The sequence below is a fragment of the Nocardia sp. NPDC087230 genome, assembly GCF_044744725.1.
GTDB classification, from domain to species: Bacteria; Actinomycetota; Actinomycetes; order Mycobacteriales; family Mycobacteriaceae; genus Nocardia; species Nocardia canadensis.
Map to the genome: position 1 here is coordinate 57,223 of NZ_JBIUYV010000016.1, position 26,465 is coordinate 83,687.

Below are 26,465 nucleotides of genomic sequence, written 5' to 3' on the forward strand. Positions count from 1 at the left end.
TGGGCTATCGCACCCCTTGATCGCCGTCGACGACCGTACGCCCCCACCGGGAACAGAGCTGCCTGCCGTTGGTCCCGCGCTGCGGACGTCAGGCCCGCGATCGCCTCACATGTCCAGCCCGAGGTCCAGGACGCGAACCGAGTGGGTCAGGGCGCCGATGGCCAGGTAGTCGACCCCGGTGCGGGCGTAGTCGGCGGCCTGCTCGAGCGACAGACCACCCGAGGACTCGAGCTTGGTGTTCGGCGCGGCGGTGTTGCGACGCTGCACGGCGGCCTGGGTCTGCCAGAGCGGGAAGTTGTCGAGCAGGACCAGCTCGACGTTCTCGGCCAGCACCGCGTCGAGCTGCTCGAGGCTGTCGACCTCCACCTCGCAGGCGATCTCGGGGGCCAGCTCGCGCACGGCACGCAAAGCGTTGACGACCGAGCCCGCGGCGACGACGTGGTTGTCCTTGATCAGCGCCGCGTCGCCCAGCCCCATCCGGTGGTTGACGCCGCCGCCGACGCGCACCGCGTACTTCTGCAGCGCCCGCAGCCCGGGCAGCGTCTTGCGGCTGTCGCGGATCTTGCAGTCGGTGCCCTCGACCTCGTCGACCCACGCCGCGGTGGCGGTCGCGATGCCGGACAGGTGGCACACCAGGTTCAGCATGGTCCGCTCGGCGGTGAGCAAGCCCCGCGTCGGCGCCTCGATGCTCAGCACCGAGGTACCCGGCTCCACCCTGGTGCCGTCGGCGACGCGGTCGGTGACGGTGTAGTCGCCCGCGCCGATCACCTCGTCGAGCACCAGCAGCCCGACGTCGAGGCCCGCGACGGTGCCGTGCTGGCGCGAGACCACCGACGCCTTGCTCACCGCGTCGGCGGGCACGGTCGCGACGGTGGTGACGTCGGGTCCGTAGCGCAGATCCTCGTCGAGGGCGGTACGGATCAGCGTCAGCAGTTCCGCACGATCCAGGGCGGCATCCAGAGCCATCACTGCACTCCTGTTCTCGGGCGCGGCATGCGCCCGTTCGATCCAGCGGAGATCCTCACCGGCCCGCCGGAATTGCTTGTGCGGCACCTGATGCCGCGTACTGCCGGCCGGGCGCACCTCGGCGCGGCGCGGAGCGGTCCGCCGAGCACCGGGCCGTCCCGATCGAGACCACGCCGTCGATGATCACCGCCGCGCGGCGTGCACCGGTCGGTGACGGGGCCCGGCGTTCGCCGCGCACCGATGCGCACGCCTGCGGGTGGTCGTTCACCGCGCACCGATCGACACCGCGACGGCATCGACCGCGACGGTGGACAGTCCGAGCGCCCCGTCCGCGCCGAGGCGAACCGCGGTGCTGTGCCGCTGATCCTCGACCGGACCCGGATACTCCGAGCGGGTGTGGCAGCCCCGGCTCTCGGCCCGGTCGGCGGCCGCGATCAGCAGCGCACGGGCGGTCAGCGTCAGCGCGGCGTCCTCGATGCGGCGCAACGTGCGCGCGGCGTCGAAAACTCCCTCGCCGGAGCCGGTCCCATCCAGCGGCTGGACCGCCCGCGGCGCGGCGACATCGAGCGGGGACACCACCGACCGGGCGGCGTCGATCCGCGCGAGCGCGATGCCGAGCCCGGCACCGTCCCGCACGACGGACGCGTGCTCGGTCATCGCCTGCTGCACGACCGCCCGCTCCGCGAAGTCCACCGTCCACGCCGGGATCTCCTCGACATCGGTGCGCGCACCGCGCCGTTCGACCGCCGCCGCACCGGCGCGCTCGCCCACGACCAGCCCTTCGAGCAGGCTGTTGGAGGCCAGCCGATTCGCCCCGTGCAGCCCGGTCCTGGCGACCTCGCCCGCGGCGTAGAGTCCGGGCACCTCGGTGCGCCCCTCGGTATCGGTCAGCACCCCGCCGCACTGGTAGTGCGCGCCGGGCGCGACCGGGATCAGTTGCGCCGCGGGGTCGATCCCGGCGGCCAGGCAGGACGCGGTGATCGTCGGGAACCGCGCGGCGAAGCCGGCGATGTGGCGCGCGTCGAGGAACACGTGATCGGTACCCGTCGCCCGCATCCGCTCCGCGATGGCCCGCGACACCACATCGCGTGGGGCCAGATCACCGCGCGGATGTACCCCCGCCGTCACCGATTCGCCCTCGGCGTCGACGAGAATCGCGCCTTCCCCGCGCACGGCCTCGCTGATCAACGGCCGACGGCCCACCCCGCCCGGGGTGTAGAGCACCGTCGGATGGAACTGCACGAACTCGAGATCGGCCACCGCGGCCCCGGCCCACAGGGCCAGCGCCACACCGTCGCCGGTCGCGCCGGGCGGGTTGGTGCTCGAGGCGTAGAGCTGGCCGAGCCCGCCGGTCGCCAGCAGCACCGCGGGAGTACGGACGACACCGAAACCGTTGTCCGACATCGCGACAACGCCGCGCACACCCTCGGGACCGGTCAGCACCCGCAGCGCGGCGGCGCCGAAGAGCACCGGCAGTCCGGCCGCGTTGAGCGCGCGCTGTACCTCGGCGCCGGTGGCGTCACCACCGGCGTGGATGATCCTTCGGGTGCTGTGCCCGCCCTCGCGGGTGCGCGAGATCTGGCCGTCGCGGCCGAGATCGAACACCGCGCCGAGGTCGGTCAGCGCGGCCACGGCCGCCTGCCCGCCCGCGACGATCGAGCGCACGGCCTCGACCTCGCACAGCCCGGCACCGGCCTCGACCGTATCGCGCACGTGCGAGTCGACCGAATCGCCCTGCGGCGCGACGACCGCGATGCCGCCCTGCGCGTACTGCGTCGAGGTGTCGGTGGGACCGCCCTTGCTGAGGATGAGCACCCGCAGCCCGCGCAGCGATGCCGTGCGGGCCGCGGTGAGTCCCGCGACGCCACCACCGATGACCACCAGGTCGACCTCGGCCTCCCAGGAGACCGGAACCGTCGCCGTCATGGTCGTTACCGGTTCGACCGCGCGGCGAACGGCGCGGTCACTCCCCACCGCCGGGGTTGCCGATCGCGATCATCCGCTGCACCGAGGCGCGACCGGCCTCGGCCATCGCCAGGTCGACGTGCACCTCGTCGGCGCCCTCGACCAGGCAGCGCAGCAGCGCGGCCGGGGTGATCATCTTCATGTACTTGCAGGAAGCGCGATCGTTGACGGCCTGGAAGTCGATCCCGGGCGCCGCCTTGCGCAGCTGGTGCAGCATGCCGACCTCGGTCGCCACCAGCACCTGGTTCGACGTCGAGGCCTTGGCCGCGTCGATCATGCCGCCGGTGGACAGGATGTGCACCCGCTCGGCCGGGAACGCGCCCTCGCCCGCCAGGTACAGCGCCGAGGTGGCGCAGCCGCACTCCGGGTGCACGAACAGCTCGGCGTCGGGGTGGGTGCGCGCCTGCTCGGTGAGCTCGTCACCGTTGATGCCGGCGTGCACGTGGCACTCGCCCGCCCAGATGTGCATGTTGGCGCGGCCGGTCTCGCGCTTGACGTGTGCGCCCAGGAACTGGTCGGGCAGGAACAGCACCTCGACATCGGGGTCGATCGAGGCGACCACGTCGACGGCGTTGGACGAGGTGCAGCAGATGTCGGTGAGCGCCTTCACCTCGGCGGTGGTGTTGACGTAGGACACCACCTTCGCGTCCGGGTGCTCGGCCTTCCAGGCCCGCAGCTCCTCGGCGGAGATGGAGTCGGCCAGCGAGCAGCCCGCGCGCTGGTCCGGGATCAGGACCGTCTTGGCGGGGCTGAGGATCTTCGCGGTCTCGGCCATGAAATGCACGCCGCAGAAAACGATGGTGTCCTCTTCGGCCTCGGCCGCGATCCGCGACAGGGCCAGCGAGTCGCCGACGTGGTCGGCCACGTCCTGGATCTCGGGCAGCTGGTAGTTGTGCGCGAGGATCGTGGCGTTGCGCTCACGCGCCAGCCGCCGCACCTCCCGCGCCCACTCCGGCGTCGCTTCGACACCCGTGTACCCCGTGGGTCCGTCGAAGACCGAACCCATCAGCGTCGGCTGTGCGGTCGTCGTCGCCATGGTGGCTCCCTTCCTCGTGCGAACGGCGCCATCGCCTCGATTCGCACCTAACCAGGTTTTCGACTTAGAATCGAAAACGTGCCCCATAGTAACACCATCCACGAATCGCTCACCGCGGTGTTCCAGGTTCGCCGCTTCCCCGCCGACGTTTCCGCAGGTAGGAGTGCCGGCGGTCGATCGAGGCACCCGGAATTGGCGGTTCTGCTGTGGGAGCGAGCGCTCGACCCACAGAAGGGCACCTGGTCGCTGCCCGGCGGCCGACTGCGCGACGACGAGGACCTCGACGCCTCGGCCCGGCGCCAGCTCGCCGAGAAGGTCGACGTACGCGAGCTGGCCCATCTGGAGCAGCTCTCGGTGTTCAGCGCGCCCGATCGCGTCCCGGCCCCGCGCCGCATCGCCTCGGCCTACCTCGGCCTGGTGCCGCTGACCACCGAGCCCGCCCTCCCGGCCGACACCACCTGGCACCCGGTCTCGGCGCTGCCGGATATGTCGTTCGACCACCGCACCGTCGTCGACCACGCGCGCACCCGCCTGGCCGCCAAGCTCTCCTACACCAATATCGCCTACGCGCTCGCCCCCGACACCTTCACCATGTCGACCCTGCGCGAAATCTATTGCGCGGCACTGGGTTACGATGTCGACACGACCAACCTCCAGCGCGTCCTCTCCCGCCGCAGAGTGATCACCCCCACCGGCGACACCGCGCCCTCCGGCCGCGCGGGCGGTCGCCCCGCCGCGCTCTACCGCTTCACCGACTCCGGCCTGCGCGTCACCGACGAATTCGCCGCCCTGCGTCCCCCGAGCTGAGCGCTCACCCCGCCGAACCTGTCGGTGGCCGCTGTCACACTACCGAGCATGGGCGAAGACACCGCGAAGCCACAGATCACCTCCTACGACGATCCGGACGCGCCGTGGAACCGGGAATTCGACCCGGATGAGATGGCCGGCTGGAACGACGACGTCATCCGCGAGTTCCGGGAGAACGACGGGCGGGTCGGCGGCGACTACCAGGGCGCGACCCTGCTGCTGTTGACGACGACCGGCGCCAAGAGCGGCAAGCCGCACGTCGTCCCGCTCGGAGCCCTCTACCGGGGAGACGTGCTGTACGTCAGTTCGTTCATCGAAGACCGCTACCCGGCGTGGTATCACAACGCCAAAGCCGATGCGCGGGTAACGATCGAGCTCGGCGGCGAACGATTCGCGGCGACGGCCGACGTGCTCACCGGCGAGCGCTACGACGAGTTCGCGGCCTGGGCCCTGGCCGAGAATCCACTGCTGGCCGAGTACCAGGCCAAGGTCGACAAGCCGTTGCCACTGGTGATCCTGCGCCGCGCGCAGTGATACCCGTCGGCTGACGCCCGAGCGCGGCCGCGCTCGGGCACGACTTCGCTCGTCGCGCGACGGCTCAGCCGCGCGGCAGGATGCCGAACAACAGGGCGTCGATGCCCGCTGCGAACAGCGCGTCGTTGTCGACCGGCGCGCTCGCCCCGGCGGGTGCGCCACCGAACAGCGCCGTCAGATGGGGGTAGTCGCGCGCCGGGTCACCGGTCGAGGCCGTCAGCGCGCCGGCCGGATCGCCGGTCGACAGGCCCGCGCGCTCCCGCGCGGCGAAGTTCGCGCCCCAGCCCGACAGCATCGCGACACCCATCATGACCGCGCCCGCGGCGAGTCCGGCCTGGGCCAGCGTGCCCGCCATGCGGTCCAGATAGCGCACCGAATTCGGGCCCATGCTCGACGGATTCGCCTCCACCAGCCACGGATGCCGTCGGTGCAGGGCGCGCGACTGCTCGGCCAGCGCGAGGACGTCGGCGCGCACATCGCCGGTCGGGTCCGGGTACCGATACTCCCCCGCCACCCGGTCGACCATCAACGCGATCAGGTCGTCCTTGCCGTCGACATACCGGTACAGCGAGGCGGCCGCCGTACCGAGTTCGTCGGCCACGCCGCGCATCGAGACCGCGCGCAGGCCACCCGCGTCGGCCCGCCGCACGCAGGCGTCGGCGAGCTGATCGAGGGTGTACGCCGGGCGCGGTCCCGGCCGGGGCGCCGCGCCGCGCGACCACAACGAGGTTCCGGTGTGCGTCATACCTGCCAGCATGCCGCAGATCGCCAGTTGCGAACAGCGTTAGCAGATGCGTATCCTGCAATTGCGAACACTGTTCCCAATGAAGGGAGATTGCCGTGCATGCCATCGAAGCCACTGCACTGACCAGGACCTATGGCGACAACACCGCGGTGGACGGGGTGGACCTGCGGGTGCGGGCCGGCCAGGTGCACGCCCTGCTCGGCCCGAACGGCTCGGGCAAGACCACCACCGTGCGCATGCTGGCGACGCTGCTGCGCCCCACCTCGGGCCGGGCCGCGATCGGCGGGTTCGACACCGTGCGCCAGGCCGACGACACCAGGCGGCAACTGGGTCTGGTCGGCCAGTTCCACGCCGTCGACCCGCGGCTGACCGGGCGGCAGAATCTGGTGATGCTGGCCCGGCTCAACGGCTTTCGCGCGGCGGCTGCCCGCAGGCACGCGAAGGAGCTGCTGGACCGCTTCGACCTTGCCGTGGCGGCCGACCGAGTGGTCCGCACCTACTCCGGCGGGATGCGACGCAGGCTCGACATCGTCGCGGGCATGATCGTGCGTCCCGCCGTGCTGTTCCTGGACGAGCCGACCACCGCGCTGGACCCGCACAGCCGCAACGAGATCTACCGGTATGTGCGCGATTTCGTCGCCGAGGGCACCACCGTCCTGCTGACCACCCAGTATCTCGACGAGGCACAACGCCTGGCCGACGCGATCACCATCCTGAAGGCGGGCCGGGTCGTCGCGGCGGGCACGCCGGCGGAGATCCTCACCGCCGTACCCGCCGGAGTGGACCTGATCGTCGACGATCCGGACCGCTACGACGAGGTCGCCGCGGTGCTGTCGAGATTCGGCGGCACACCCTCGTATCCGCCACCTACGCAACGGCATTCGCCGCTGGAGGTCTCGTTCACCTTCCCCGGCGAGGCCCCCGGCCTGCTCCCGGTTCTGCGCGCGCTCGACGCCGCCGACATCGCCGTGCGCGATATCGGCGCCCGCGCGACGACGCTCGACGACGCGTTCCTCGCGCTCACCGGCCGCGATCGGGTCGCGACCGCCGGCTCGGCGCAGGTGCGGGCATGAGCGCCACCGAGACTCGTTCGGTCTCCGCGGTCACCGCGGCGGCGGTGCTGTTCGAACGCGTCCTGACGAACTACCGCAACTCCCCCGGCCTGTTCGCGATCACCCTGGCCGCCCCGCTGGGCATGATGGTGCTGTTCGGCTTCGTCTTCGGCGGAGCGCTGTCCGGTGGCGGTGACGCCACCGCCTACCGCGCCTACCTGGTGCCGGGCGTGCTGGTCCTGGTGGCGGCGATGGGGCTGACCTCGACGGCGTCCACCGCGAACGCCGATCTGCACAGCGGGTTCACCGATCGGCTGCGCGCGCTGCCGGTGTCCTCGGCGGCCGCGCCGGCCGGCTTCGCGCTGGCCGAAACGGTGGTCGGGGTGCTGGCGCTGACGCTGATGTCCGGTGCGGGCGCGCTGCTCGGCTGGCGGGTGGCGGCCACGCCCGGCGAGATCGCGGTGGCGATCGCGCTGCTGCTCGCGTTCCGCTGCGCGCTGTCGTGGCTGGGGATCGCGCTCGGCTCGGCGGTCCGCGACGAACAGATGCTCCAGCAGACGGCACCGCTGATCTTCGGAACGATCATGTTCTCGAACGTGTTCGTGCCGACCTCGACCATGCCGTCGGTGATCGCCACGATCGCGGAGTGGAATCCGGTGAGCGCCATCGTGGCCGCGCTGCGGGACCTGCTCGGCGCCGACCTGCCCGTCGCCGCCGGAAGCGCCTGGCCGATGCAGCACCCGGTCGCCGCGGCGGCCCTGTGGATCGCGGTCTTGTTCGCCCTCGCGGTGCCGATCGCGATCCGCCGGTACTCGGCCGACAGCTGAGCACCGCGACCCGCGGGCCGGGGCACGAACCCCGGACCGCGGGTCCGGTCCGGGTCAGACTTCGGCCGCGCGCAGCGAATTCAGCAACGGCACGCGTGGCGTTCCCGCCGGAAACCGGAACCCGCGACGCTCCGGTTCGAGGACTGCGAAACGCCGGGAGACGGTGACATCGTGCTCGCGCAGCAACTCCACGCGCAGTCCGGCCGCGGCCACGGCCGAGACGACCTCGCCGAGCCCGTGCCGCCAGCCGACGGTGACATCGGCGGTGGTCACCGCGTCCGGCGCGGCATAGTTGCCCGGGACGAGTTCCACGACCGGCTCCGGGTCGCAGTAGTCGTCGATCACGGTGCGGCCGTCGTCGGGCTGAGCAGGTCCCCGAACGGGTGCAATTCCGCCACCACGAATTCGGCGTCGGCGACGCCGATTCGCCCGGCCAGCGCCCGTGCGGCCTCGCCCACTTCGCCGATCTCGAAGTCGCGCAGGTGTTCCCGGCCCGCGACGAAGCCCTCGACGTCGTAGAGGTCCGAGCGGGTGTGGAGCGGGGCGCGCTCGTCCCAGTGCGCCCGGTTGAGCCGGACCCAGTCGTCGGCCGCGCCCGTTCAGCTGTCATACCGGCGATCTCGGTGCTTCGCGGAGCGCCGGTAGGTGCGGCCGCTGGGCACGGCGGTGGCGGCCGACGAGCTGCGCAGCGCGTGCCGACGTCGCCAGGCGGCCAGATCGGGCCGCTCGGCGGGTTGTTCGGTGCTGGTGTTCTCGGTGGCGCGCACGGCCAGGTCCTCCCCCGGAGCAGATATCGACCGGTCGACGGTAGGTGAGGCGGCACCGTGGACGCCACCGGTTTTCCGCACGGTCACAGTGCGCCCGTGCGGACCGCGACGACGAGGTGCGCCAGCGTGAGCAGCAGGTCGGTGTCCGTGAGCACGGCGGGTCCGCCGTCGACCGGCCGTCCGCGCGCCATCTGCCGCAGGATCGTGCTCGCGGAGGTGCCGAGCGAGCCGTCCGGTTCCGGGAACACCGCGGTGGGCAGGTGGTCGGTCGAGGCGATCAAGGTCACCCGTTCCGCGCCACCCGCGCCCTGCCAGTCCCAGCTCAACCAGGTCCAGCGCAGGGCCGGGCGATCGTCGACGACGGTGCGCATGCGTCCGACGATGCCGTTGCCGAGATCGAAGTAGGACGCCGGACCGAACCGGGGCTCGGCCAGCCGATAGAGCGCGAATTCCGGGTATCTGCCGATGCTCTCGCCGCTCGCGGCGCTGATCACGTCGACCGCCACCCGGCGCTTGTCTCCGGCGGAGTCCCAGCCGAGATCGACCTCGTCGGCCTCGAGCAATTGCCGGGTGCCGGAGCTTGCCGGACCGAAATAGTCCGGTATCCACGGGTATTCGTGATGATCGACCACGTTCCAGCCGGGCGCGGTGACCCGCTCGCCCGCGACGACACCCGCGACCGTGGTGAACTCGGCGGTCTTGTCACCGGGTAGCGGGATCCACGCCAGAGCCACGGCGACGGCCACCACCACACCGGCGCCGCACATCCCGAGTCGCACCGGCTGCAGGTGACCGTGCCGCCCGAGCCGACGCTCGCCACGGAGGTGGCGTCCGAGATCGACACCCGGTACCGACCGCGCACGACAGCACCGCGCATCGCCTTCCAGGCCGTCGACGGACCGTGCGACGCGCGCTCCACCGCCACGGACGACCGCCGACGCCGATCGACCTGGCCACGCACCCGCCCCCGAGATGGCCGTGGCGAACGAGCTCGACCGCCCCAACGACGACCCGCGGGCCGCGAGCACAACCGTCACGCCCACGACGAGCGGCACGACCTGGTAGCTGAACAGTGGAAGCCACCGATCGACCGCGACCACCGCCGCCACGCCGATCAGCACGGTGGCGGCCACCGCGACGACATCGCGGACCACGATCCCCACCGCGCACGAGGCGAGCATCACCAGCACCCCGCCCACGGCGATTCGGTCTCCACCGAGCAGCGCCGACCCGGTCCCGTACACCGGTGGCAGCAACGCCAGCGACATCGCCCACACCGGCCAGAACCGGACGACGAGCCGCACCCCGAGCACCACCGCGATCGCGCTGATCCCGAACACCCAGGCTGCCAGCAGATCCAGGCGCAGCGGACCGTACTGCTCGTCCAGCCGCACCGTGAACAGACCCAGCAGGCCCGCGGCGGTGATCAGACCCGCCGACCCGAGCACCAGGTCGGCGACCCGATCCCGGGGCGCCTGCGGCGCGGGCCGCAGCGCGAGACCGAGCGCGGCCAGACCGATCACACCGAGCAGCGCCGCGCTGAACCCCACGTAACCGCTGTCGACGGGCACACCGAGCTCGCGCCAGCTCCGCCGGAAGGCGAGCGCGGTCGCGAAGACGACCACCGCCCACCCCGCCAGCCGACCGACGACGACGGACGCCGAGCCCACCCTCGCGCGCCGCCTACCCGCCGTCCCGATCGCCGGACCGGCGGTCGTGCTGGCTGGCGCTGACATGGCGGCTCCGGTCTGTCGAGGCTGCGGAATCCCGATCGGCTCAGTAGCGCTCGGGTTCCCAGGTGGACACCGCCCAGACGACGGCCAGATCGAGCAGGATCACCACCACCGACCACCACGGGTAGTACGGCAGCGACGCGAAATTCGCGATGATCGACACCCCGGCCAGCACGGCCGCCACCACCAGCGCCCACCGCGCGCCCAGGATCATGCCGAGGGCGATCGCGACCCCGCACACCCCGACCAGCAGATGCAGCCACCCCCAGGTGCTGAGGTCCAGTTCGAACGTGTACGGCCTTGTGGTGTCGAAGATCTCGCCGCCGGCCAGACACGCGATGCCGCGCAGGATCTCCAGGATGCTCGCGACGAGCAGCAGCGCGACGGCCAGCATGGTGATCCCGGCGGCGACGCCCTGTGACACCGGACGCGGCGGAGCCGCCACCATCGTCGTCGTCACGGCCGCTTCGCTTCCGGCTCCTGTTCCTGTTCCGACTCGGCTTCTTCCGGGACCGGTTTCGGCAACGGCGCGCCGATCAGGACATCGGCCCACCGGGTCGACGGATCGATATCGAGCAGCAGCGCCTTGACCAGCAGCGTCAGTGGAATGGCGAGCAGCGCGCCGAGCGCGCCGATCACCCACGCCCAGAACACCAGCGACAGGAAGGTGATGGTCACGCCCAAACCGACGGCGTCGCCGACGAACTTGGGCTGGATGATCGACTGGATGACGAAGTTGATCACCGAATAGACCACGATCACCCAGATCATCAGCACCGGCCCGCTGTCGAGCAGCGCCAGCAGCGCGGGCGGGATGACACCGATGACGAAGCCGATGTTCGGGATGTAGTTGGTGATGAACGACAGCAGCGCCCACAGGATCGGCAGCGGCACGCCCATCAACCACAGTGCGCCACCATCGATCACCGCCACGATCGCGCCGAACACGGTGGATACGACGAGATACTTGCGGGTGCCCTCGGCGAAGGACAGCAGGGCGCTCGCGATCGCGGGCCGCTGCTCGCGCACCACGAGCATCCGCTTGTCCATGGTCATCCCGTCGACGGCCATGAACAGCAGCAGGGCCAGGACGAAGAACAGATTCGAGAACACGCCGAGCACACCGCCGAGCAGCGACTCGACCAGCTCGGCGACCTTGCCGACATCGATGCCGTCGAGCACCTTGTGGATCTGGTCGGAGCTGATGCCCAGATCCGTGAGCAGCCCGCGGACGTTGTCGAGCAGCGAGTTCAGCTTGTCGCCGTATTCCGGGAGCAGCGAGGCCAGCTGCCAGGCCGAGACCGCCAGCGCCAGACCGATCCCGAGCAGAATTCCCACCACCGCGACCAGGGCGAGAACCATCCCCACCCAGGTGGACCAGCCACGGCGCTGCGCCCACCCCTGCAACGGCTGCACCGCGATGGTGAGCATGAGTGCCAGGAAGACCGGGCCGACGATGCCGGAGAAGACTTTCAGGCCCCCGACCACGACCACGCCCGCGGCCAGCGACAACAGCACGATCAGCCCGCGGGGAATCATCCAGGACGGCGGCGCCGCGGCGCTCGTACTCGGCTCGGACATCGACACTCCCTCGGTCTGGTGAACACAGCCGGAGAAGACTTCGCGCGGTGTCGCCCAGTCCTCCAGGGACCGACGCTAGGGAGGTCGCGGGCCGCGCACATCGCCCGTTCTGGGTGAAGTTCGGTCAGGCCGTCTTCATCTGCGGGGTCGGCGGCGGCGCGGATGTCCGCCTGCCGAGTCGGCCGACCGCCCAGAAGGCCAGCTCGACCACCCAGAACAGCCACAGCGCCAGCGTCACCACGAGTACCGGCACCGTCAGGAACACCACCGACGGCAGCGCGACCACCAGCCAGCGCGCGAGGTCACCGGGTGTCGCGCCCCGCAGGCGGCTGCCCAGACGCACTGCGGCCCACATCATCCAGCGCCGCGGCGTCGAGACCGCGAACTCGTGCAGGCAGCGCCGGAAGATGCCGTCGGCGTCGGCGCGGCTGACCGTCTCGGTGCGGCACAGATAGTCGTGCAGGATCGCGGCCCGGGTGTAGGCGCCGTAGCGCGGGATCAGCCAGACCAGCGTCCGTGGGACGGAGGCGAAATCGGTGCGGAATCCGGCCGGGACCGTGAAGGTCTGCGTCGCACCCTGATATGTGAGCGGTTCGATGAGCCGCCAGAATTTCGCGTCCAGCTCTTCGACGACCGGGCCGCCTCCGATGAATCCCACGACCCACTCCTCCCGAGCCGTCCACCTGCCGATATCGGCGATGGTAGCGCCGCGCGGGGTCGGGGGAAGCGCTCAGACGCGCGGTTGCGGACTCGAATCGAAATCGCCGCTGGGGCGATATTCCTCGGCCTGGCCTGCCACCGGATAGTCGTCGAATTCGGCCGGTCGCAGGTCACCGAGCAGGCCCGCCGAGCCCGAACCGAGATCGGTGCGCGGGTGCAGCGCGGCGAGGAACAGCAGCACGAGCGCGGCCAGGAAGGGCTGCACCAGCAGCGCGAGGTCGGTGCCGACTTCCGCGGGCAACGCGACGATCTGCCCGACCGCGGGATCGTGCGGACGCGGATGCCTGCCTTCGGCGACCGCCTCGCCGAGCCACATCATCACCGCCGCACCGAGTCCCGAGGCGAGCAGAATCCCGACGACCAGCGCGGGACCGCGCACGCTGCGCACCCGCCACGCGGCGATCGTGGTCAGCATCGCGACCACCGCGCCCAGGCACAGGAACATCCCGACCGCGTCGAACAGGTGCAGGCTCTCGCCGGTGAGGACGGCGGCGCGGCCGGGCTGGGTCACCCGCAGCCGTTCGGTCGGCGCGAGCAGACCCCACGCCACCCCGGCCGCCGCGCTCGCCACGAGCACGACGACCGCGACGACACCGACGCCGATCACCTCACGGCGCAGGACCTCCGGACGCGGCGCGGCGCCGACCTCGGCGACCACTACCGGCGTTCCAGCTGCGCCGATTCGATGACCCCGTGCCGGGAGCACTTGGCCCACCAGCCGTCCGGGCTCACCTGCACGATCATCCGCCGACCGCACTGCTCGCAGAACCGCGGCGGCTCGAGCCCGAGCGCGGCGGCCGCGGGCATCGCGTCGTCGAGCCCCGGCACGATCCGCTTGCCGGTGAACGGGTTGTAGCGCTCGTCCATGTCTGTCACCCTACTGCGCCTGCGTCTCAGAGGGTTTCGTTGAGCGCCTTGATCGGCATCTTGAGCTCACCCAGCAGATCGAGATCCGACTCGGCGGGACGGCCGAGGGTGGTGAGGTAGTTGCCGACGATGACGGCGTTGATGCCGCCGAGCATGCCCTGCTTGGCGCCCAGGTCACCGAGGGTGATCTCGCGGCCACCGGCGAAACGCAGGATCGTGCGCGGCAGCGCCAGGCGGAACGCGGCGATGGCGCGCAGCGCGTCGGCCGCGGGCAGCACCTCCAGGTCACCGAAGGGGGTGCCGGGGCGCGGGTTGAGGAAGTTCAGCGGCACCTCGTCGGGCTCGAGCGAGGCCAGCTGCGCGGCGAACTCGGCGCGCTGCTCGATGGTCTCGCCCATGCCGAGGATGCCACCGCAGCAGACCTCCATGCCTGCCTCGCGCACCATGCGCAGGGTGTCCCAGCGCTCCTCGTAGGTGTGCGTGGTGACCACCTTCGGGAAGTGCGACTTGGCGGTCTCGAGGTTGTGGTTGTAGCGGTGCACGCCCATCGCGGCGAGCTGGTCGACCTGCTCCTGGTTCAGCATGCCCAGCGAGCAGGCGACCTGGATGTCGACCTCGTTGCGGATGGCTTCGACGCCCGCGGCGACCTGGGCCATCAGGCGCTCGTCCGGGCCGCGGACGGCGGCGACGATGCAGAACTCGGTAGCGCCGGTCTTGGCGGTCTGCTTGGCCGCCTCGACCAGGCTGGGGATGTCGAGCCAGGCCGCGCGCACCGGCGACTGGAACAGGCCCGACTGCGAGCAGAAATGGCAGTCCTCCGGGCAGCCGCCGGTCTTGAGGCTGATGATGCCCTCGACCTCGACCTCGGGCCCGCACCACTTCATCCGCACCTCGTGGGCGAGCTCGAGCAGCGCTTCCAGGCGGTCGTCGCCCAGGCGCAGCACCTCGACGGTCTGCGCCTCGGTGAGGCCTTCGCCGCGCTCGAGCACCTGCTCACGGGCGATGGCCAGAATGTCGGTCTGGACGGGTGCCTGTGTCACGACGTGATGTCCCTTCGACGGGGTGCGTGCACGAGCGCGGGTGTGATCCACCCGGCGTGGCCGTGCAACTTGAACGGTGTTCAGGCTAGGGTAGCGGGTGCGAGTGAGACACGACACTCGGGTCGGTGAATCTCTGGGGAAGGACACGCGTGCAACTGCGGAAGACGGATGTGGTCGATGCCGCCGTCGCGATTCTGGACCAGTACGGTCTCGGCGACCTGACGATGCGCCGGCTGGCCGGATCGCTGCAGGTCCAGCCGGGCGCGCTGTACTGGCACGTGAAGGACAAGCAGTCGCTGCTCGGCGCGGTCGCCGACCGGATCCTGGCGCCGATGGACGAGCCGATCACCGCCGTCGAATGGCCCGAGCAACTCACCGAACTCGCCCACCGTCTGCGCGACTGTCTGCTCGCCTACCGCGACGGCGCCGAACTGGTCTCGGCCACCTACGCCTCGCGCCTGACCACCAGCAAGGCCCGCGAACGTCTGGCCGGCATCGTCATCCGGGGCGGAATGACCAGGGAGGAAGCCGAACTCACGGCCTACACCCTGCTCTACTACGTGCTCGGCCAGACCGTGGACGAGCAGTCGCGGATGCAGATGGATTCCGTCGGCGCGCTCGCCGACGACGCCTCACCGCTGCACGACACCCCCGACCCGACCGCGCGCTTCGACTTCGGCCTGCAGTTGTTCATCGCGGGCGTGCGCACCATCCTGGGCACGCGCGTCCGCTAGGGACCGTCTCGGCGCGGTTCGTACCGTTGCGCGTAGCGGGTCGGCGGTTCGCCGAAGATCCGGCGGAAGTCCCTACTGAGGTGCGCCTGGTCGGCGTAGCCCAGGTCCGCGGCGGTCGCGGCCCAGTCGATCACGACCCCGCCGGCGAGGCGCTCGGTGATCTCGTGCAGGCGATAGCGGCGCACCACCCATTTCGGGCCGAGTCCGACGTACTCGGCAAACAGCCGCTGGAGCCCGCGCACGCTCAGCCCGAACCGGTCCGCGATCGCCTCCACCCTGGTCACCTCGATGTCCCCGGCGATCGCATCGACCACCCGCGCGGCGAGCTCGGCCTGCGGATCGGGGGCGGGCCGGCGCTCGACGAGAAAGCGTTCCACCGAGTCGACATCGGCCGCGACCGGCAACTCACGGCCGAAAACCGTTGCGGCATCGACTGTCCGATCTCGTAGCTCGGCCACCGGGCCGCCGAGGAACGGGCGGAACATGCCGGGCCGGAACGCGACACCGAATACCGAACCGGCCCCCGACAACTCGCGGTACACGTGCGACGACGACGGCCCGTGCACCTCGGCCCGCCCGTCCCGCAAGCTCAGGTGGACGTTCGGCAGCGGCACCACCAACTGCCGATACGGCCGCTCGTACTCCCAGGTCACCGACCAATACCGGGCGACATAGCGCGCGGGCTCCCCCGACGGGTCGGCGAACGTGTGCTGTTGCGCCGCACGCCAGGCGCCCCCGAGTTCCCGCGGATCGCGCTCCACGCGGCGAGTGTATGTCGCGTTTGTTCAAGACAGCGCGCTGTCGACGGTGGTTACCTCGGTGCATGTCCGAAACCGAACGCGTCGCCCGCGCCGCCGAACCACTGTCGAAGCTCCTGCGCACCCTCACGCCGGACCAGCTCACCGCCCCCACGCCCTGCGCCGAATTCGATGTCCGCGCCCTGCTGAACCATCTGCTGTTCTGGGGTCCGTCCCTGGTCGGCGCGGCGAGCAAGGCGGCGGTCGCTCCGCCCGCGGCCGCCGAAACCGAGGTCGACCTGACCGCCGGCGACTGGTCCGCCGCCCTCGACACCCAGCTCGGCGAGCTGGCCGCCGCCTGGCGCGACCCTGCGGCGTGGCAGGGCACCACCCGCCTGGGCGGGCCGACGGAACTGCCAGCGTCGCTGGTCGGCGGCATGGTCGTCGGCGAACTGATCGTCCACGGCTGGGATCTCGCCCGCGCTCTCGGTACGACCGTCGAGTGGGACGACGACCTGCTCGACTACGTCCTCGACGAGACCGCCGCGACCGCCGACCAGGGGCGCGCGATGGGCATCTACGGCCCCGAGATCCCCGTCGCCGCCGACGCTCCCCTCCTCGACCGCATCCTCGGCCTCACCGGCCGCGATCCCGCTGGGAAGTAAAACCGCTACACCCGGGCACCTCCGCCCGGCAGGTGCCTCGCCGCATCTGCCGGGCAGTAGGCCGCTCCCCACGGACCCCGCATCCACAGTGGACCGAAAACAACAGGGAGCCGTCGCACTCCTCCGCGATCACCCGCACCCACGGCCCGAACCACCCTGAGCCGCAGTATCACTCGTCGCTGACCAGCCGTGGCCGCACGCGCCCAGGGAACCAGCGGTAGATCGCGACGGTGCCCAACCCGACGCCGATCGCGAGCAGCGCACCGGCCGACGCCAGGCCCGCGGCCGCGCCGACCAGGCCGACCGAGACCGGACCCGCGAACATCCCCACATCGTGGGTCAATCGCCACGCGCCGAGGAATTCCGCGCGGCGGTCCTCCGGCGCGGCGAAGGCGCCGACGGTCATGATCAGGCCGTTGCTCAGGCCGTTGGCGAGGCCGAGCAGCATGGTCGCGGCGCCCATGGTGAGCGCCGAGTGGGTGAACGGCAGTGCCGCGTAGCCCGCCGCGAAACAGACGCCGCAGGCGATGCCGGTGACCCGGCTGCCCGCCCGATCCAGCCAGACCCCGGCCGGATAGGACATGAGCACGTCGACCGCACCCGCCAGCCCGAACAGCAGACTGGTGGTCGCGGCATCGATACCGAGATGCGCGGCCCACAGCGGCAGCAATGCCGTGCGGGAGGCCCGAGCCGCGCCGACCGCCACCGAGGCGAGCCCGAGAGTGCTCAGCGCCCTGCGGTTTTCGGAGAGCACCGTGTGCAGCGGCCGCAGCGCGGCCACGTCGTCGAGATCGGCGGAGCGGATGGTCACCATCGCCGCACTGGCCAGTAGCGTGGTGACCAGCTGCAGCCACAGCGCGCCCACCGGACCGAACCCGTGCACCAGCGCCGCGCCGAGGAACGGCCCGCAGAAGAACCCGAGCCGATGCGCGCCCGCCAGCGTCGACATGGCCCGCCCGCGCTGATCGGGCGACACCACCGTGACCAGATAGGTCTGCCGCGCCAGCCCCCAGACCGCACCCGCCGCCCCGTTGAGCAGCAGACCCACCGCCAGCACCCCGAGATTCGGCGCGAGGATCGCCGCCAGCACCCCGACCGTGCCGAGCACACTGCCCACGCCGATCGCCGCCCGCTCCCCGATCCGCGCGACGATCCGCCCCGCGGGCAGATCCGTCAGTACCATCCCGAGCCCGCTCAGCGCGACGATCAGTCCCGCCGCACCCGCCGACGCCCCGAGGTCCAACGCCCGCAACGCGTACATCGGCGCGGCGGCCCCGGCTCCGACGCCGTACAGCGCCATCGGCGCGAACACCGGCCACACCAGCGACCGCAGCCGCACCGAGTCGACGCCGCCGACGACCCCGGCGCTCACCGGAACCCGGCCGGCCGAGGCCGACGATCACGACCCGAGGCCACCTGCGCACGTCCGGCTTCGCGGCTGCCGAACCGATCCAGCGGGCGACAGCGCGCACCCACCCGAACCCCGGTCGCGCCCGACGGATCGGACGGGACGGGCACCACGTTCCCACCACCGCCGGGTCGGCGGTCGCCGGCATTGGCCCGTGGCCCCTGCGATAGACCTGCGGTACAACAGCTTTCGTCGTCCAGCTGGTTCATCCGACGCTGACGGGTTCCACCGCGACCCGGCCGCGCGGACGGGCGAGCCCGAAGTGATCGCGCAGCGTGGTGCCCGTGTATTCGGTGCGGAACAGCCCGCGCTCCTGCAGGATCGGCACCACCGTCTCGGTGAACACCTCCAGCCCACCCGGGTAGTAGGGCGGCATCACGTTGAAACCGTCGGCCGCGCCCTGGGTGAACCACTCCTCGATCGTGTCCGCGACCTGCTCCGGCGTCCCCGCGAACACCCGGTGTCCCCGGGCGCCCGCCAGCCGGTGCAGCAGCCCGCGCAGGGTGGGCCGTTCCCGCTCGACGATGCCCGCCACCACCTGCAACCGGCTGCGCGCGTTGTCGGTGACATCACCGGCCCCGGCGAAGGTCTCGACCGGCACCGGCTCGTCGAGCGCGAGGGAGCGCAGCGAGGTCCCGGTGATGGACTCCAGCTGCTTGATCCCGTATTCGGGCACGGTCAGCTCGTTGAACTCCCGCTCCAACCGCAGCGCGGCGGCCTCGGTGTCGGCGATGAACGGGCTGATCCCCGGCAGGATCTTCACCTCGCTCGCGTCGCGCCCGAACTCCGCGGCCTTGGCCTTGATGTCGGCGTAGAAGGCCTGCGCGTCCGACAGCCGTTGATGCGCGGTGAAGATGGCCTCGGCGTACTTGCCCGCGAAGGCCCTGCCCTCGTTCGACGCGCCCGCCTGCACCAGCACCGGATGCCCCTGCGGCGTGCGCGCGGCGTTGAACGGCCCACGCACACGAAGATGTTCACCGACGAAGTCGATCGGATGGATCTTGTCCGGGTCGGCGTAGAGGCCGGCCGCACGGTCGAGCAGGATCGCGTCGTCCTCCCAGCTGTCCCACAGCGCGACCACCGCGTCGACGAATTCCCTGGCGCGGGCATAGCGTTCGGCGTGATCGGGATGCCGATCGAGGCCGAAGTTCGCCGCGGCCAGATCGGTGCCGGTGGTGACGATGTTCCAGCCCGCCCGGCCACCGGAGATGTGGTCGAGCGAGGAGAACAGCCGCGCCAGATTGTAAGGCTCGTAGTAGGTGGTCGATGCCGTCGCGATCAGGCCCAGATGTGTTGTCGCCGCGGCGATCGCGGTGAGCAGGGTGATCGGCTCCAGGCCCGGCGCGGCATTGTGGCGCACGTCGGTGCGCAGCGCGGGCCCGTCGGCGAAGAACACCGCGTCCAGCTTCGCCGCCTCGGCGGTACGCCCGATCTCCTGGTAGTAGGTGACGTCGTAGATCCGGTCGGGCCTGCTGTCGGGATGCCGCCAGGCCGCCTCGTGGTGGCCCGACGGATAGATGAACGCGTTGAGACTCAGTTGCCGTGGTGCACTCATGACGCTTGCTTCACTTCCTCGAATTCGGCGGTGTCGACGCCGAGCCCGGCCAGCAGGACCTCACGCAGCCGGATGAACTCCGGGTGCGCGTGCCTGCGCGGGCGCGGCGTATCGATGCGCTGGTCGATCGCGATCCGGCCCTCGTCCAGGACCAGCACACGGTCGGCGAGCAGCACGGCCTCGTCCACGTCGTGGGTCACCAGCAGCACGGCGGGCCGGTGCCGCTCGCACAGTGCTTGCAGCAGCGCGTGCATCCGGATCCGGGTGAGCGCGTCCAATGCGCCGAACGGTTCGTCGGCCAGCAGCAGTTCGGGCTCGCGCACCAGCGACCTGGCCAGCGCCACCCGCTGCTGCTCGCCACCGGAAAGCTCCCGTGGCCACGCCTTCTCGCGCCCGGCCAGGCCGACCTCGGCCAGCGCGGCGCGGCCACGCGCGGCGGCGTCGCGCCCGGTGAGCCCGAGCACCACGTTGTCGAGCACCCGCGCCCACGGCAGCAGCCGCGAGTCCTGGAACACCACGGCGCGCTGGGTCGGCACCGTGAGCTCACCGGAGCCGGGGACGTCGGCATCGAGTTCGGCCAGGGCTCGCAGCAGCGTGCTCTTGCCCGAGCCGCTGCGGCCGAGCAGCGCGACGAACTCACCGCGCCGGATCTCGACGTCGATGCCGTCCAGCACGATCCGCTCGCCGAAGCCACGGGTGAGCGCGCGGGTGCGCACCACGCTCCGGCCCTCGTCGATCAGTCGCCCAGTGTCTGTCGCCATGCCAGCGCCTTCCGTTCCGCCGCCCGCACGGCGAGGTCGCCGAAGAGCCCGAGGAGTCCGTAGATCACCAGACCGACGACGATGACGTCGATCTGTCCGTAGGTGCGTGCCTGCGTCATCAGATAGCCGATGCCGCTGGTCGCGTTGACCTGTTCGACCACGACCAGCGCCAGCCAGGAGATGGTCACCGCCAGCCGCAGTCCGAGGAAGAAGCCCGGCAGCGACCCCGGTAGCGCGATCCGCCGCAGGAAACCCCACCGCGACAGCCCGACGGTCTCGGCGAGCTCCACGTACCGGGCGTCCACGCTGCGCAGATACGCGTGGGTGTTGATGTAGACCGGGATCAGCACGCTGGTCGTGATGACGATCAGCTTCATCTCCTCGCCGATGCCGAACCACACGATGAACAGCGGGATCAGCGCCAGCGTCGGGATCGCGCGTTTGATCTGTACCGGCCCGTCGACGATCGCCTCGCCGATCCGGCTCAGACCCGCCACCAGCGCCAGGACGACGCCGATCACCACACCGAGCCCGAGCCCGATCGCGGCGCGTCGCAGCGAGGTCAGCAGGTTCGATTGCAGGCGCCCGTCGGCGATCAGGTCACCGGCGGTCTGCGCGACCGTCCACGGCGCGGGCAGCGTGTCCGGGTCCAGCGTGCCGCTAGCCGACCCGAGCACCCACGCGCCGACGAGCAGCGCGGGACCGAGCGCGACACCGAACGGGATGGGCTTGCCCGGCCCGAGTGTGCGCCTGCCCCGCCCGCGTGGCGCGAGCGCCGCGACCGGTGCCGGGGTACTGCGGATCCGCCGCAGCACCCCGGCGTCGAGGGTGGCCATCAGCCCGCCGCCGGCGCGAACGCCGCCCCGCCGGCGGTGACCGCTTCGGTGACCGCGGCGTCGAAGCGCAGGTCGAAGCCGTCGGAGGCCCTGATCTTCTTCGGCAGCTCGCCGACGGCGTCGATCGCGTCGATGGTGGTCTGCTGCCGGGCGACCAGCTGCTGGTCCAGGTGCGGGAAGGTGTAGGTGCCCAGCGATTCGACGATCCGCTCGGCGTCGTCGGCGCTGACCTTCTGACTGTCGACGTAGTACTTGGTCGCCCACTCCTCGCGGTGGGTGTTGGTCCAGTGCCAGGCTCGGACGAACGCGCCGACGAGGGCGCGGGTGGCGGCGGCCTTGGCCGGGTCCTGGACGACGGCGCGGCGCGCGTAGAGGTAGGCCAGGCCGCTGTAGATCCCGGTCGTCTCCGAATCGGGGATCACCGAGGCGCCCTGGGTGCGCAGCAGCCGGGTGACGTTGGGCTCGATCAGCGGCGCCACGTCGACCTGACCGGTGCGCACGGCATCGAGGAACTCCGCGAGCTGCAGTCGGACCAGTTGCACGTCGGTGGGCTTCAGCCCCGCCTTGGTGAGCGCCTTGAGCACGGCCGCCTGCTGCGCGGTGCCCTCGGCATAGGCGATCTTCTTGCCCTTCAGGTCGGCGAGCTTGCTGATCGAACGGCCCGGCGCGACAGCCAGTTTCAACGCCTGCGGGTTGGTCTGATACGAACCGACGATCGGCACGTCCTGACCGGCGGCCAGCGCGTGGATCGGCGGCACGTCGCCGACCTGACCCACATCGGCGGCACCGGCCCGGAAGGCCTCGAGAATGGCCGGGCCACCGACGAAGTTGGCGAATTCGATCTTGAACGGCAGCTTGTCCAGCTCACCGGACAGCCGCAGCGCGGATTGCAGCCGCTCCTGCTGGTCGGCCACGACGAGCGTGGTGCCCGCGGGAACCTCGGTCGGCAGGGGCGCGTCCGGGGTGCCGACCGGTGCGTCGCTGCCGTTCGAGCATCCGCTCAGGCCGAGCGTCGCAACGGTGGCCACCGCGAGAAGCGCGGCGGTGGCACGGCCTCGCAGGCCGGGCAGGAACGTATTCGGTCGGTGCATAGAGGGATTGAATCAATCCGGGGTTTTCCCGAATAGCATTAGCCTTAGCGTGATTGGAACACCGGTCTACCGGCCGGTCCCCCGGTAGACCGCTGGCACCGGGTGCCACGCTAGAGTTCGGTCGTCATCCCCGGCGGGTGCGGGAATCCGGTGCAACTCCGGAACGGTCGCGCCACTGTGATCGCCTCGCGGCGAAAGTCAGACCTCCCTCGCCGGGCACCCTCTGAAAGGGCCGCGCCTTGCCTCTGGAGATACCGCGATGATCCGTGCCCGGACATCGCTCGCGTTTCCCCTGCTCGGGACGCTGTTGCTGGCCGCCATGATCGGCGCGACCGGCTTCGGCGCCGAGATCGTCCCCGTGTCCGCGGTGCTCGACACCCTGGGCGCCCGCCTGACCGGGACCACACCCACCGATCTCGGTATCGACACCATCGTCTGGCAGCTCCGGGTGCCCCGCACGGTCCTGGCCGCCGTGGTCGGCGCCGGTCTCGCGCTGGCGGGCGCGGCGATGCAGACCCTGGTCCGCAATCCCCTCGCCGATCCCTACCTGCTCGGCGTCTCCTCCGGCGCGGGCGTGGGCGCGGCCGCGGTGATCACCTCGGGCCTGTTCGCGGGCGCGGGCATCTGGGCGCTGTCGGGCGGCGCGCTGGCCGGCGCGTTCGGCGCGGCGACGCTCGTCTTGCTCGTCGCCTTCGCCCAGGGCGGACTGACCCCGCTGCGGCTGGTCCTCACCGGCACCGTGCTCGGCTCGGCCTTCGCCGCGTTCAGCAGCTATCTGGTCTTCCGCAGTACCGATCCCGCCGCCGCGCAGTCGGTGTTGTTCTGGCTGCTCGGGAGCCTGGCCGGGGCGGACTGGACGACACTCGCGCTGCCGCTGGTCGTCGTGCTCCTCGCGGGTGGTGTCCTGCTGTCCATCGCCGGCTGGCTCGACGCGCTCACCCTCGGCGCGACCACCGCGTCCTCGATCGGTGTCCCGGTGAAGGAACTGCGCCTCGGATTGTTCGTGCTGCTGGCGGTTCTCGTCGGTGTGCTGGTGGCGGTGTCGGGCGGGATCGGCTTCGTCGGCCTCGTCGTTCCCCATGCCGCGCGCATGATCGTCGGCCCACGCCACCGCGACCTCCTCCCCGCCTGTGCCCTGTGCGGCGCGCTGTTCCTCGTGATCGCCGATGCCGCGACCCGGGTCCTGGTGCGCCCCACCGAGATCCCCGTCGGGGTCCTCACCGGCTTGATCGGTGCCCCCACCTTCCTGCTCCTGATGGGCCGCAGGCGCTACCGGTTCGGCGCGTCATGACCACGCACGAACACCCCGCTCCCCGTTCGGCGCCGTGCGCCGGCACCGAGCCGGACGAGCAGGGTGCCCCCTCGGCCGATTCCGCCGATGCGCATCGCGACGACAACCGGTCCGACGCACGCACCGCGGCCGACGATCCCGGCGAAGCCCGCGACCACATCCCTCGAACGGTGACCGACGATCTCCTCGGCGACGGGGTGCGCGGCACAGAGCACGGTGGCGCCGACACCCCCGAATCCCCCGCGAGGGTCGACAGCATGGCCCGCCCCGACCCCGCGCCGCCCGCAGCGGTGCGAGCATTCGAACTGACGTGCGCCGTCGGACGGCGAAACATCGTTGCCGACGTGGACTTCTCGATCGCGCCCGGCGAGACAATCGGCATCGTCGGCCCCAACGGCAGCGGCAAGACGACGCTGCTGCGAACGCTGGCCGGTATCGGCAAGCCCGCGCGCGGCCGCGTGCTCGTCGAGGGCCGAGTGCTGCACGAGCTGCGACCACGACAGCGGGCGACCGCGGTGGCACTGGTGGCCCAGGACGAGAGCCCGCCCGCCGACATGCTCGTCGGCGAAGTGGTCGCACTGGGCTTGACACCCTACTTGCCGCCGTGGGGTCTCGGCGCGCCGCGCGAGCGGCAGCAGGTGCTGGAAGCACTGGCGGCGGTCGACCTTTCGGGTTTCGCCGACCGCCCGGTGCACCGGTTGTCGGGTGGCGAGCGGCAGCGGGTGCTGCTGGCCAGAGCCCTGCTCCAGGACACCCCGGTCCTGTTGCTGGACGAGCCGACCAACCACCTCGATGTCACCCATCAACTCGAGCTCCTCGGCCTGGTCCGTGGACTGCGCCGCACCGTCGTCGCCGCCCTGCACGATCTGTCGCTGGCCGACCGCTACTGCGATCGGATCATCGTGCTGCACAACGGCATCGCCCGCCCACCGGCACCGCCCGCCGAGGCACTGACCCCCGACGTCGTCGCCGAGGTGTTCGGCGTGGACGCCACCCGGGTCCGGCACCCGGTCACCGGCGAGGACCATCTGTTGATCACCCCGCGAAAGGCGCGCTGATGAAGAACACCGGCCGAATCCTGGCCACCACCGCCCTCGCCGCCGTCCTGGCGGCCTGCACCGGCACCTCGGCGGACACCGCGTCGACCATCACGGTGCGCAACTGCGGCAAGGACACCCGTTTCCCCGCACCCGCCCAACGGCTGTTCGTCAACGACGGCAACCTCGTCTCGATGGTCCTGGCGCTCGGCGCCCAGGACCAGGTGGCCGCGGTGTCGAGCATCCAGCGCGACGCCGACACCCTGCGCAGGCACTACGGTGCGGCCGTCGTCGACGGGCTGACCTCGGTCGCCCCCGAGTACCCGTCGCGCGAAACCGTCCTCGCCCAGCGCCCGGACGTCATGGTCGCCGGCTGGAGCTACGGCTACGACGAGGCGAGCAACCTCACCCCCGCCTCCCTCCAGAAGGACGGGGTGGCGGCCTACGTCCTCACCGAGAGCTGCCGCCAGCAGGACGGCGCTGCCGCACGCGGCACCGTCGAACCCTGGACCGCCCTGCGCACCGATCTCACCGATCTGGGCGCGATCACCGGTCGCACCGACCGCGCGGCCGAGGTCACCGCCGACCTCGATCGCAGGCTCGCCGCTCTCACCGCCGCCCCGAAACCGGCGAAGGCACCGACGGTCTTCCTGTTCGACAGCGGCACCGACACCATCTACTCCAGCGGCACGTTCGGGGCGCCCCAGGCGATCCTCGACGCCGCGGGCGCCCGCAACGTCCTCGACGATGTCGCCGACACCTGGACCAAGGTCTCGTGGGAACGTCTGGCCGCCGCGGACCCGGACGCGATCATGTTCGTCGACTACCCCGGCCAGAGCTACGCACAGAAGGTGGAACTGCTGCGCGGCAAGCCCGGCATCAACGGACTGCGCGCCGTCCGCGACAGCCGGTTCTTCAACCTGCCGTACGCGCTGTGGACCAGCGGCCCGCTCAATATCGACGCCGCCGAGCAGATCCGCAAGCAGCTCGAGGCGTGGAACCTGGTCCCCGCCTCGACCATCACCCCGCGCGCCGACGACGCGGTGCGCTGACCACCGGCCGGGTGCGGCCGGTCAGTCGACCGTGCCGCGCTCGGCCAGGGCGGCGAGTTTGCGCAGCCCCATCCGCCAGTGCGTCTCGTTGTCGGCCGCTGTCAGCCCCTGGGGCACGTCCTCGTGCAGCACCTCCAGATCGGTGCCGCCTCCGGCGGCGTCGCTCAGGGAGAACGTGATGGACTGCGCGCCCTCCATATCCGGCCTGCCGGTGACGAACTCCATCACCTCCACCACCCGCTCATCCGGAACCAAGGTCAGGAACCGTCCGTAGTAGGCGTCGTGCTGGAGCTCAGCTATGCCCGACGGGGAGGGTTCGTCGTTGGTCACGGTGATCGAGAAGGAGCCGCCGGCCTCGGGCTCGAACCGGTGTACTTCGCAGCTCATGCCGTCCGGCATCATCCACTGCGTCACCGCGTCCGCCTCGAGCAGCAGTCGATACACAGTCGCGCGAGGCGCGTTGATGTGCGTGCCGATCCTCGTGGTCGCCATAGCTTCCACGGTAGTCCCCGAACCCGGCGCACGGGCCCCAGGACGCGAACGCAAAAAGGCCCTCCAACCGTAGTTGGAGGGCCTTTCGCAATGATGTTCCGGCGGTGTCCTACTCTCCCACACCCTGTCGAGTGCAGTACCATCGGCGCAGGTGGCCTTAGCTTCC

The 26,465-nt window shown here is 71.1% G+C and carries 29 protein-coding genes and 1 riboswitch; of the genes, 9 read left to right on the forward strand and 20 right to left on the reverse strand.

All coding sequences use genetic code 11. The features are described 5' to 3' along the window. Positions 1-105: 105 nt before the first annotated feature. The 3 genes from nadC to nadA all read right to left on the reverse strand — a co-directional run bounded on the left by nadC (position 106) and on the right by nadA (position 3,967). Complete coding sequence (nadC, locus tag ACIO52_RS31015) at positions 106-966, reverse strand: carboxylating nicotinate-nucleotide diphosphorylase (RefSeq protein WP_218717290.1); 861 nt, start codon at positions 964-966, stop codon at positions 106-108. Between the two features lie 264 nt (positions 967-1,230). Continuing rightward, on the reverse strand, positions 1,231-2,892 hold the full coding sequence (locus tag ACIO52_RS31020) for an L-aspartate oxidase (protein ID WP_402648846.1): 1,662 nt from the start codon (positions 2,890-2,892) through the stop codon (positions 1,231-1,233). Between the two features lie 37 nt (positions 2,893-2,929). Continuing rightward, a complete protein-coding gene (nadA, locus tag ACIO52_RS31025) occupies positions 2,930-3,967 on the reverse strand; it encodes a quinolinate synthase NadA (RefSeq protein ID WP_218717292.1) in 1,038 nt (345 codons plus the stop codon). Positions 3,968-4,045: 78 nt separating this feature from the next. Between nadA and ACIO52_RS31030 the strand changes: the two genes are divergently transcribed. Both ACIO52_RS31030 and ACIO52_RS31035 read left to right on the forward strand, forming a co-directional pair. After that, positions 4,046-4,774: an NrtR DNA-binding winged helix domain-containing protein gene (locus ACIO52_RS31030; protein WP_218717293.1), complete on the forward strand. Its 729-nt coding sequence runs from the start codon at positions 4,046-4,048 to the stop codon at positions 4,772-4,774. A 48-nt stretch (positions 4,775-4,822) separates the two neighbouring features. After that, a complete protein-coding gene (locus ACIO52_RS31035; protein ID WP_218717294.1) occupies positions 4,823-5,308 on the forward strand; it encodes a nitroreductase/quinone reductase family protein in 486 nt (161 codons plus the stop codon). Between the two features lie 64 nt (positions 5,309-5,372). On the opposite strand, the gene ACIO52_RS31040 is transcribed toward ACIO52_RS31035, so the two are convergent. Next, positions 5,373-6,053: a TetR/AcrR family transcriptional regulator gene (locus ACIO52_RS31040; RefSeq protein WP_402648850.1), complete on the reverse strand. Its 681-nt coding sequence runs from the start codon at positions 6,051-6,053 to the stop codon at positions 5,373-5,375. A gap of 95 nt (positions 6,054-6,148) precedes the next feature. Between ACIO52_RS31040 and ACIO52_RS31045 the strand changes: the two genes are divergently transcribed. Both ACIO52_RS31045 and ACIO52_RS31050 read left to right on the forward strand, forming a co-directional pair. Further along, positions 6,149-7,126, forward strand: coding sequence for an ATP-binding cassette domain-containing protein (locus tag ACIO52_RS31045; RefSeq protein ID WP_402648853.1), 978 nt, complete (start codon positions 6,149-6,151; stop codon positions 7,124-7,126). Next, complete coding sequence (locus ACIO52_RS31050; RefSeq protein WP_218717296.1) at positions 7,123-7,932, forward strand: ABC transporter permease; 810 nt, start codon at positions 7,123-7,125, stop codon at positions 7,930-7,932. The genes ACIO52_RS31045 and ACIO52_RS31050 overlap by 4 nt, the downstream gene beginning before the upstream one ends. Before the next feature lie 54 nt (positions 7,933-7,986). Here the strand turns inward: ACIO52_RS31050 and ACIO52_RS31055 are convergent, their stop codons facing one another. From ACIO52_RS31055 to bioB, 9 genes are all read right to left on the reverse strand, one after another. Further along, a complete protein-coding gene (locus ACIO52_RS31055; RefSeq protein ID WP_402648856.1) occupies positions 7,987-8,277 on the reverse strand; it encodes a hypothetical protein in 291 nt (96 codons plus the stop codon). Between the two features lie 254 nt (positions 8,278-8,531). After that, positions 8,532-8,786, reverse strand: a complete 255-nt coding sequence (locus ACIO52_RS31060) for a hypothetical protein (RefSeq protein WP_218717317.1) — start codon at positions 8,784-8,786, stop codon at positions 8,532-8,534. Next, complete coding sequence (locus ACIO52_RS31065) at positions 8,783-10,369, reverse strand: hypothetical protein (RefSeq protein WP_402648859.1); 1,587 nt, start codon at positions 10,367-10,369, stop codon at positions 8,783-8,785. Before ACIO52_RS31065 ends, ACIO52_RS31060 begins: the two co-directional genes overlap by 4 nt. A gap of 106 nt (positions 10,370-10,475) precedes the next feature. Further along, complete coding sequence (locus ACIO52_RS31070; RefSeq protein WP_316574046.1) at positions 10,476-10,892, reverse strand: hypothetical protein; 417 nt, start codon at positions 10,890-10,892, stop codon at positions 10,476-10,478. Beyond that, complete coding sequence (locus ACIO52_RS31075) at positions 10,889-12,013, reverse strand: AI-2E family transporter (RefSeq protein WP_316574045.1); 1,125 nt, start codon at positions 12,011-12,013, stop codon at positions 10,889-10,891. The genes ACIO52_RS31070 and ACIO52_RS31075 overlap by 4 nt, the downstream gene beginning before the upstream one ends. 124 nt (positions 12,014-12,137) lie before the next feature. Beyond that, complete coding sequence (locus ACIO52_RS31080; protein ID WP_402648863.1) at positions 12,138-12,671, reverse strand: DUF1353 domain-containing protein; 534 nt, start codon at positions 12,669-12,671, stop codon at positions 12,138-12,140. A 72-nt stretch (positions 12,672-12,743) separates the two neighbouring features. Then, a complete protein-coding gene (locus ACIO52_RS31085; protein ID WP_316574043.1) occupies positions 12,744-13,391 on the reverse strand; it encodes a DUF2567 domain-containing protein in 648 nt (215 codons plus the stop codon). Beyond that, positions 13,391-13,600: a hypothetical protein gene (locus tag ACIO52_RS31090; RefSeq protein ID WP_189033945.1), complete on the reverse strand. Its 210-nt coding sequence runs from the start codon at positions 13,598-13,600 to the stop codon at positions 13,391-13,393. The genes ACIO52_RS31085 and ACIO52_RS31090 overlap by 1 nt, the downstream gene beginning before the upstream one ends. 26 nt (positions 13,601-13,626) lie before the next feature. Next, positions 13,627-14,640 (reverse strand): biotin synthase BioB, encoded by a 1,014-nt coding sequence (gene bioB, locus ACIO52_RS31095; RefSeq protein ID WP_019046302.1) that lies wholly within the window; start codon positions 14,638-14,640, stop codon positions 13,627-13,629. 149 nt (positions 14,641-14,789) lie between these two features. Between bioB and ACIO52_RS31100 the strand changes: the two genes are divergently transcribed. After that, the gene (locus ACIO52_RS31100; RefSeq protein ID WP_218717303.1) at positions 14,790-15,374 is read left to right on the forward strand and encodes a TetR/AcrR family transcriptional regulator C-terminal domain-containing protein; all 585 of its coding nucleotides are present in this window, start codon (positions 14,790-14,792) and stop codon (positions 15,372-15,374) included. Here ACIO52_RS31100 and ACIO52_RS31105 read toward each other — a convergent pair. Continuing rightward, on the reverse strand, positions 15,371-16,135 hold the full coding sequence (locus ACIO52_RS31105) for an AraC family transcriptional regulator (protein WP_316574042.1): 765 nt from the start codon (positions 16,133-16,135) through the stop codon (positions 15,371-15,373). The genes ACIO52_RS31100 and ACIO52_RS31105 overlap by 4 nt on opposite strands. A gap of 62 nt (positions 16,136-16,197) precedes the next feature. Here ACIO52_RS31105 and ACIO52_RS31110 point away from each other — a divergent pair, with 62 nt between their 5' ends. Continuing rightward, the gene (locus ACIO52_RS31110; protein WP_316574041.1) at positions 16,198-16,776 is read left to right on the forward strand and encodes a TIGR03086 family metal-binding protein; all 579 of its coding nucleotides are present in this window, start codon (positions 16,198-16,200) and stop codon (positions 16,774-16,776) included. Positions 16,777-16,945: 169 nt separating this feature from the next. Here ACIO52_RS31110 and ACIO52_RS31115 read toward each other — a convergent pair whose 3' ends face one another. The 5 genes from ACIO52_RS31115 to ACIO52_RS31135 form a co-directional block, all read right to left on the reverse strand. Beyond that, on the reverse strand, positions 16,946-18,148 hold the full coding sequence (locus tag ACIO52_RS31115; RefSeq protein WP_402648868.1) for an MFS transporter: 1,203 nt from the start codon (positions 18,146-18,148) through the stop codon (positions 16,946-16,948). Positions 18,149-18,389: 241 nt separating this feature from the next. Next, entirely contained in the window at positions 18,390-19,739 is a 1,350-nt protein-coding gene (locus ACIO52_RS31120; RefSeq protein ID WP_218717307.1) for an LLM class flavin-dependent oxidoreductase, read from the reverse strand. Then, complete coding sequence (locus ACIO52_RS31125; protein WP_218717308.1) at positions 19,736-20,500, reverse strand: ABC transporter ATP-binding protein; 765 nt, start codon at positions 20,498-20,500, stop codon at positions 19,736-19,738. Before ACIO52_RS31125 ends, ACIO52_RS31120 begins: the two co-directional genes overlap by 4 nt. Then, the gene (locus ACIO52_RS31130; RefSeq protein WP_402648872.1) at positions 20,476-21,336 is read right to left on the reverse strand and encodes an ABC transporter permease; all 861 of its coding nucleotides are present in this window, start codon (positions 21,334-21,336) and stop codon (positions 20,476-20,478) included. The genes ACIO52_RS31125 and ACIO52_RS31130 overlap by 25 nt, the downstream gene beginning before the upstream one ends. Beyond that, positions 21,336-22,427, reverse strand: a complete 1,092-nt coding sequence (locus ACIO52_RS31135) for an ABC transporter substrate-binding protein (RefSeq protein ID WP_218715840.1) — start codon at positions 22,425-22,427, stop codon at positions 21,336-21,338. The genes ACIO52_RS31130 and ACIO52_RS31135 overlap by 1 nt, the downstream gene beginning before the upstream one ends. A gap of 141 nt (positions 22,428-22,568) precedes the next feature. Next, positions 22,569-22,632, forward strand: a riboswitch (cobalamin riboswitch). 54 nt (positions 22,633-22,686) lie between these two features. Here ACIO52_RS31135 and ACIO52_RS31140 point away from each other — a divergent pair. From ACIO52_RS31140 to ACIO52_RS31150, 3 genes are read left to right on the forward strand one after another with little or no spacing between them, the layout of a single operon-like run. Then, entirely contained in the window at positions 22,687-23,718 is a 1,032-nt protein-coding gene (locus ACIO52_RS31140; RefSeq protein WP_218715839.1) for an iron ABC transporter permease, read from the forward strand. After that, positions 23,715-24,776, forward strand: a complete 1,062-nt coding sequence (locus ACIO52_RS31145) for an ABC transporter ATP-binding protein (RefSeq protein ID WP_255586488.1) — start codon at positions 23,715-23,717, stop codon at positions 24,774-24,776. Before ACIO52_RS31140 ends, ACIO52_RS31145 begins: the two co-directional genes overlap by 4 nt. Next, on the forward strand, positions 24,776-25,807 hold the full coding sequence (locus tag ACIO52_RS31150; RefSeq protein WP_218715838.1) for an ABC transporter substrate-binding protein: 1,032 nt from the start codon (positions 24,776-24,778) through the stop codon (positions 25,805-25,807). The genes ACIO52_RS31145 and ACIO52_RS31150 overlap by 1 nt, the downstream gene beginning before the upstream one ends. 21 nt (positions 25,808-25,828) lie before the next feature. Here ACIO52_RS31150 and ACIO52_RS31155 read toward each other — a convergent pair whose 3' ends face one another. Further along, complete coding sequence (locus ACIO52_RS31155) at positions 25,829-26,299, reverse strand: SRPBCC domain-containing protein (protein WP_316574036.1); 471 nt, start codon at positions 26,297-26,299, stop codon at positions 25,829-25,831. Positions 26,300-26,465: the final 166 nt, after the last annotated feature.

Bases quoted from the DNA above. Each gene is read 5' to 3' on its own strand.
- nadC (WP_218717290.1), bottom strand. From the start codon at position 966: ATGGCTCTGGATGCCGCCCTGGATCGTGCGGAACTGCTGACGCTGATC.
- ACIO52_RS31020 (WP_402648846.1), bottom strand. From the start codon at position 2,892: ATGACGGCGACGGTTCCGGTCTCCTGGGAGGCCGAGGTCGACCTGGTG.
- nadA (WP_218717292.1), bottom strand. From the start codon at position 3,967: ATGGCGACGACGACCGCACAGCCGACGCTGATGGGTTCGGTCTTCGAC.
- ACIO52_RS31035 (WP_218717294.1), top strand. From the start codon at position 4,823: ATGGGCGAAGACACCGCGAAGCCACAGATCACCTCCTACGACGATCCG.
- ACIO52_RS31040 (WP_402648850.1), bottom strand. From the start codon at position 6,053: ATGACGCACACCGGAACCTCGTTGTGGTCGCGCGGCGCGGCGCCCCGG.
- ACIO52_RS31050 (WP_218717296.1), top strand. From the start codon at position 7,123: ATGAGCGCCACCGAGACTCGTTCGGTCTCCGCGGTCACCGCGGCGGCG.
- ACIO52_RS31075 (WP_316574045.1), bottom strand. From the start codon at position 12,013: ATGTCCGAGCCGAGTACGAGCGCCGCGGCGCCGCCGTCCTGGATGATT.
- ACIO52_RS31090 (WP_189033945.1), bottom strand. From the start codon at position 13,600: ATGGACGAGCGCTACAACCCGTTCACCGGCAAGCGGATCGTGCCGGGG.
- ACIO52_RS31110 (WP_316574041.1), top strand. From the start codon at position 16,198: ATGTCCGAAACCGAACGCGTCGCCCGCGCCGCCGAACCACTGTCGAAG.
- ACIO52_RS31120 (WP_218717307.1), bottom strand. From the start codon at position 19,739: ATGAGTGCACCACGGCAACTGAGTCTCAACGCGTTCATCTATCCGTCG.
- ACIO52_RS31125 (WP_218717308.1), bottom strand. From the start codon at position 20,500: ATGGCGACAGACACTGGGCGACTGATCGACGAGGGCCGGAGCGTGGTG.
- ACIO52_RS31130 (WP_402648872.1), bottom strand. From the start codon at position 21,336: ATGGCCACCCTCGACGCCGGGGTGCTGCGGCGGATCCGCAGTACCCCG.
- ACIO52_RS31135 (WP_218715840.1), bottom strand. From the start codon at position 22,427: ATGCACCGACCGAATACGTTCCTGCCCGGCCTGCGAGGCCGTGCCACC.
- ACIO52_RS31140 (WP_218715839.1), top strand. From the start codon at position 22,687: ATGATCCGTGCCCGGACATCGCTCGCGTTTCCCCTGCTCGGGACGCTG.
- ACIO52_RS31145 (WP_255586488.1), top strand. From the start codon at position 23,715: ATGACCACGCACGAACACCCCGCTCCCCGTTCGGCGCCGTGCGCCGGC.
- ACIO52_RS31150 (WP_218715838.1), top strand. From the start codon at position 24,776: ATGAAGAACACCGGCCGAATCCTGGCCACCACCGCCCTCGCCGCCGTC.
- ACIO52_RS31155 (WP_316574036.1), bottom strand. From the start codon at position 26,299: ATGGCGACCACGAGGATCGGCACGCACATCAACGCGCCTCGCGCGACT.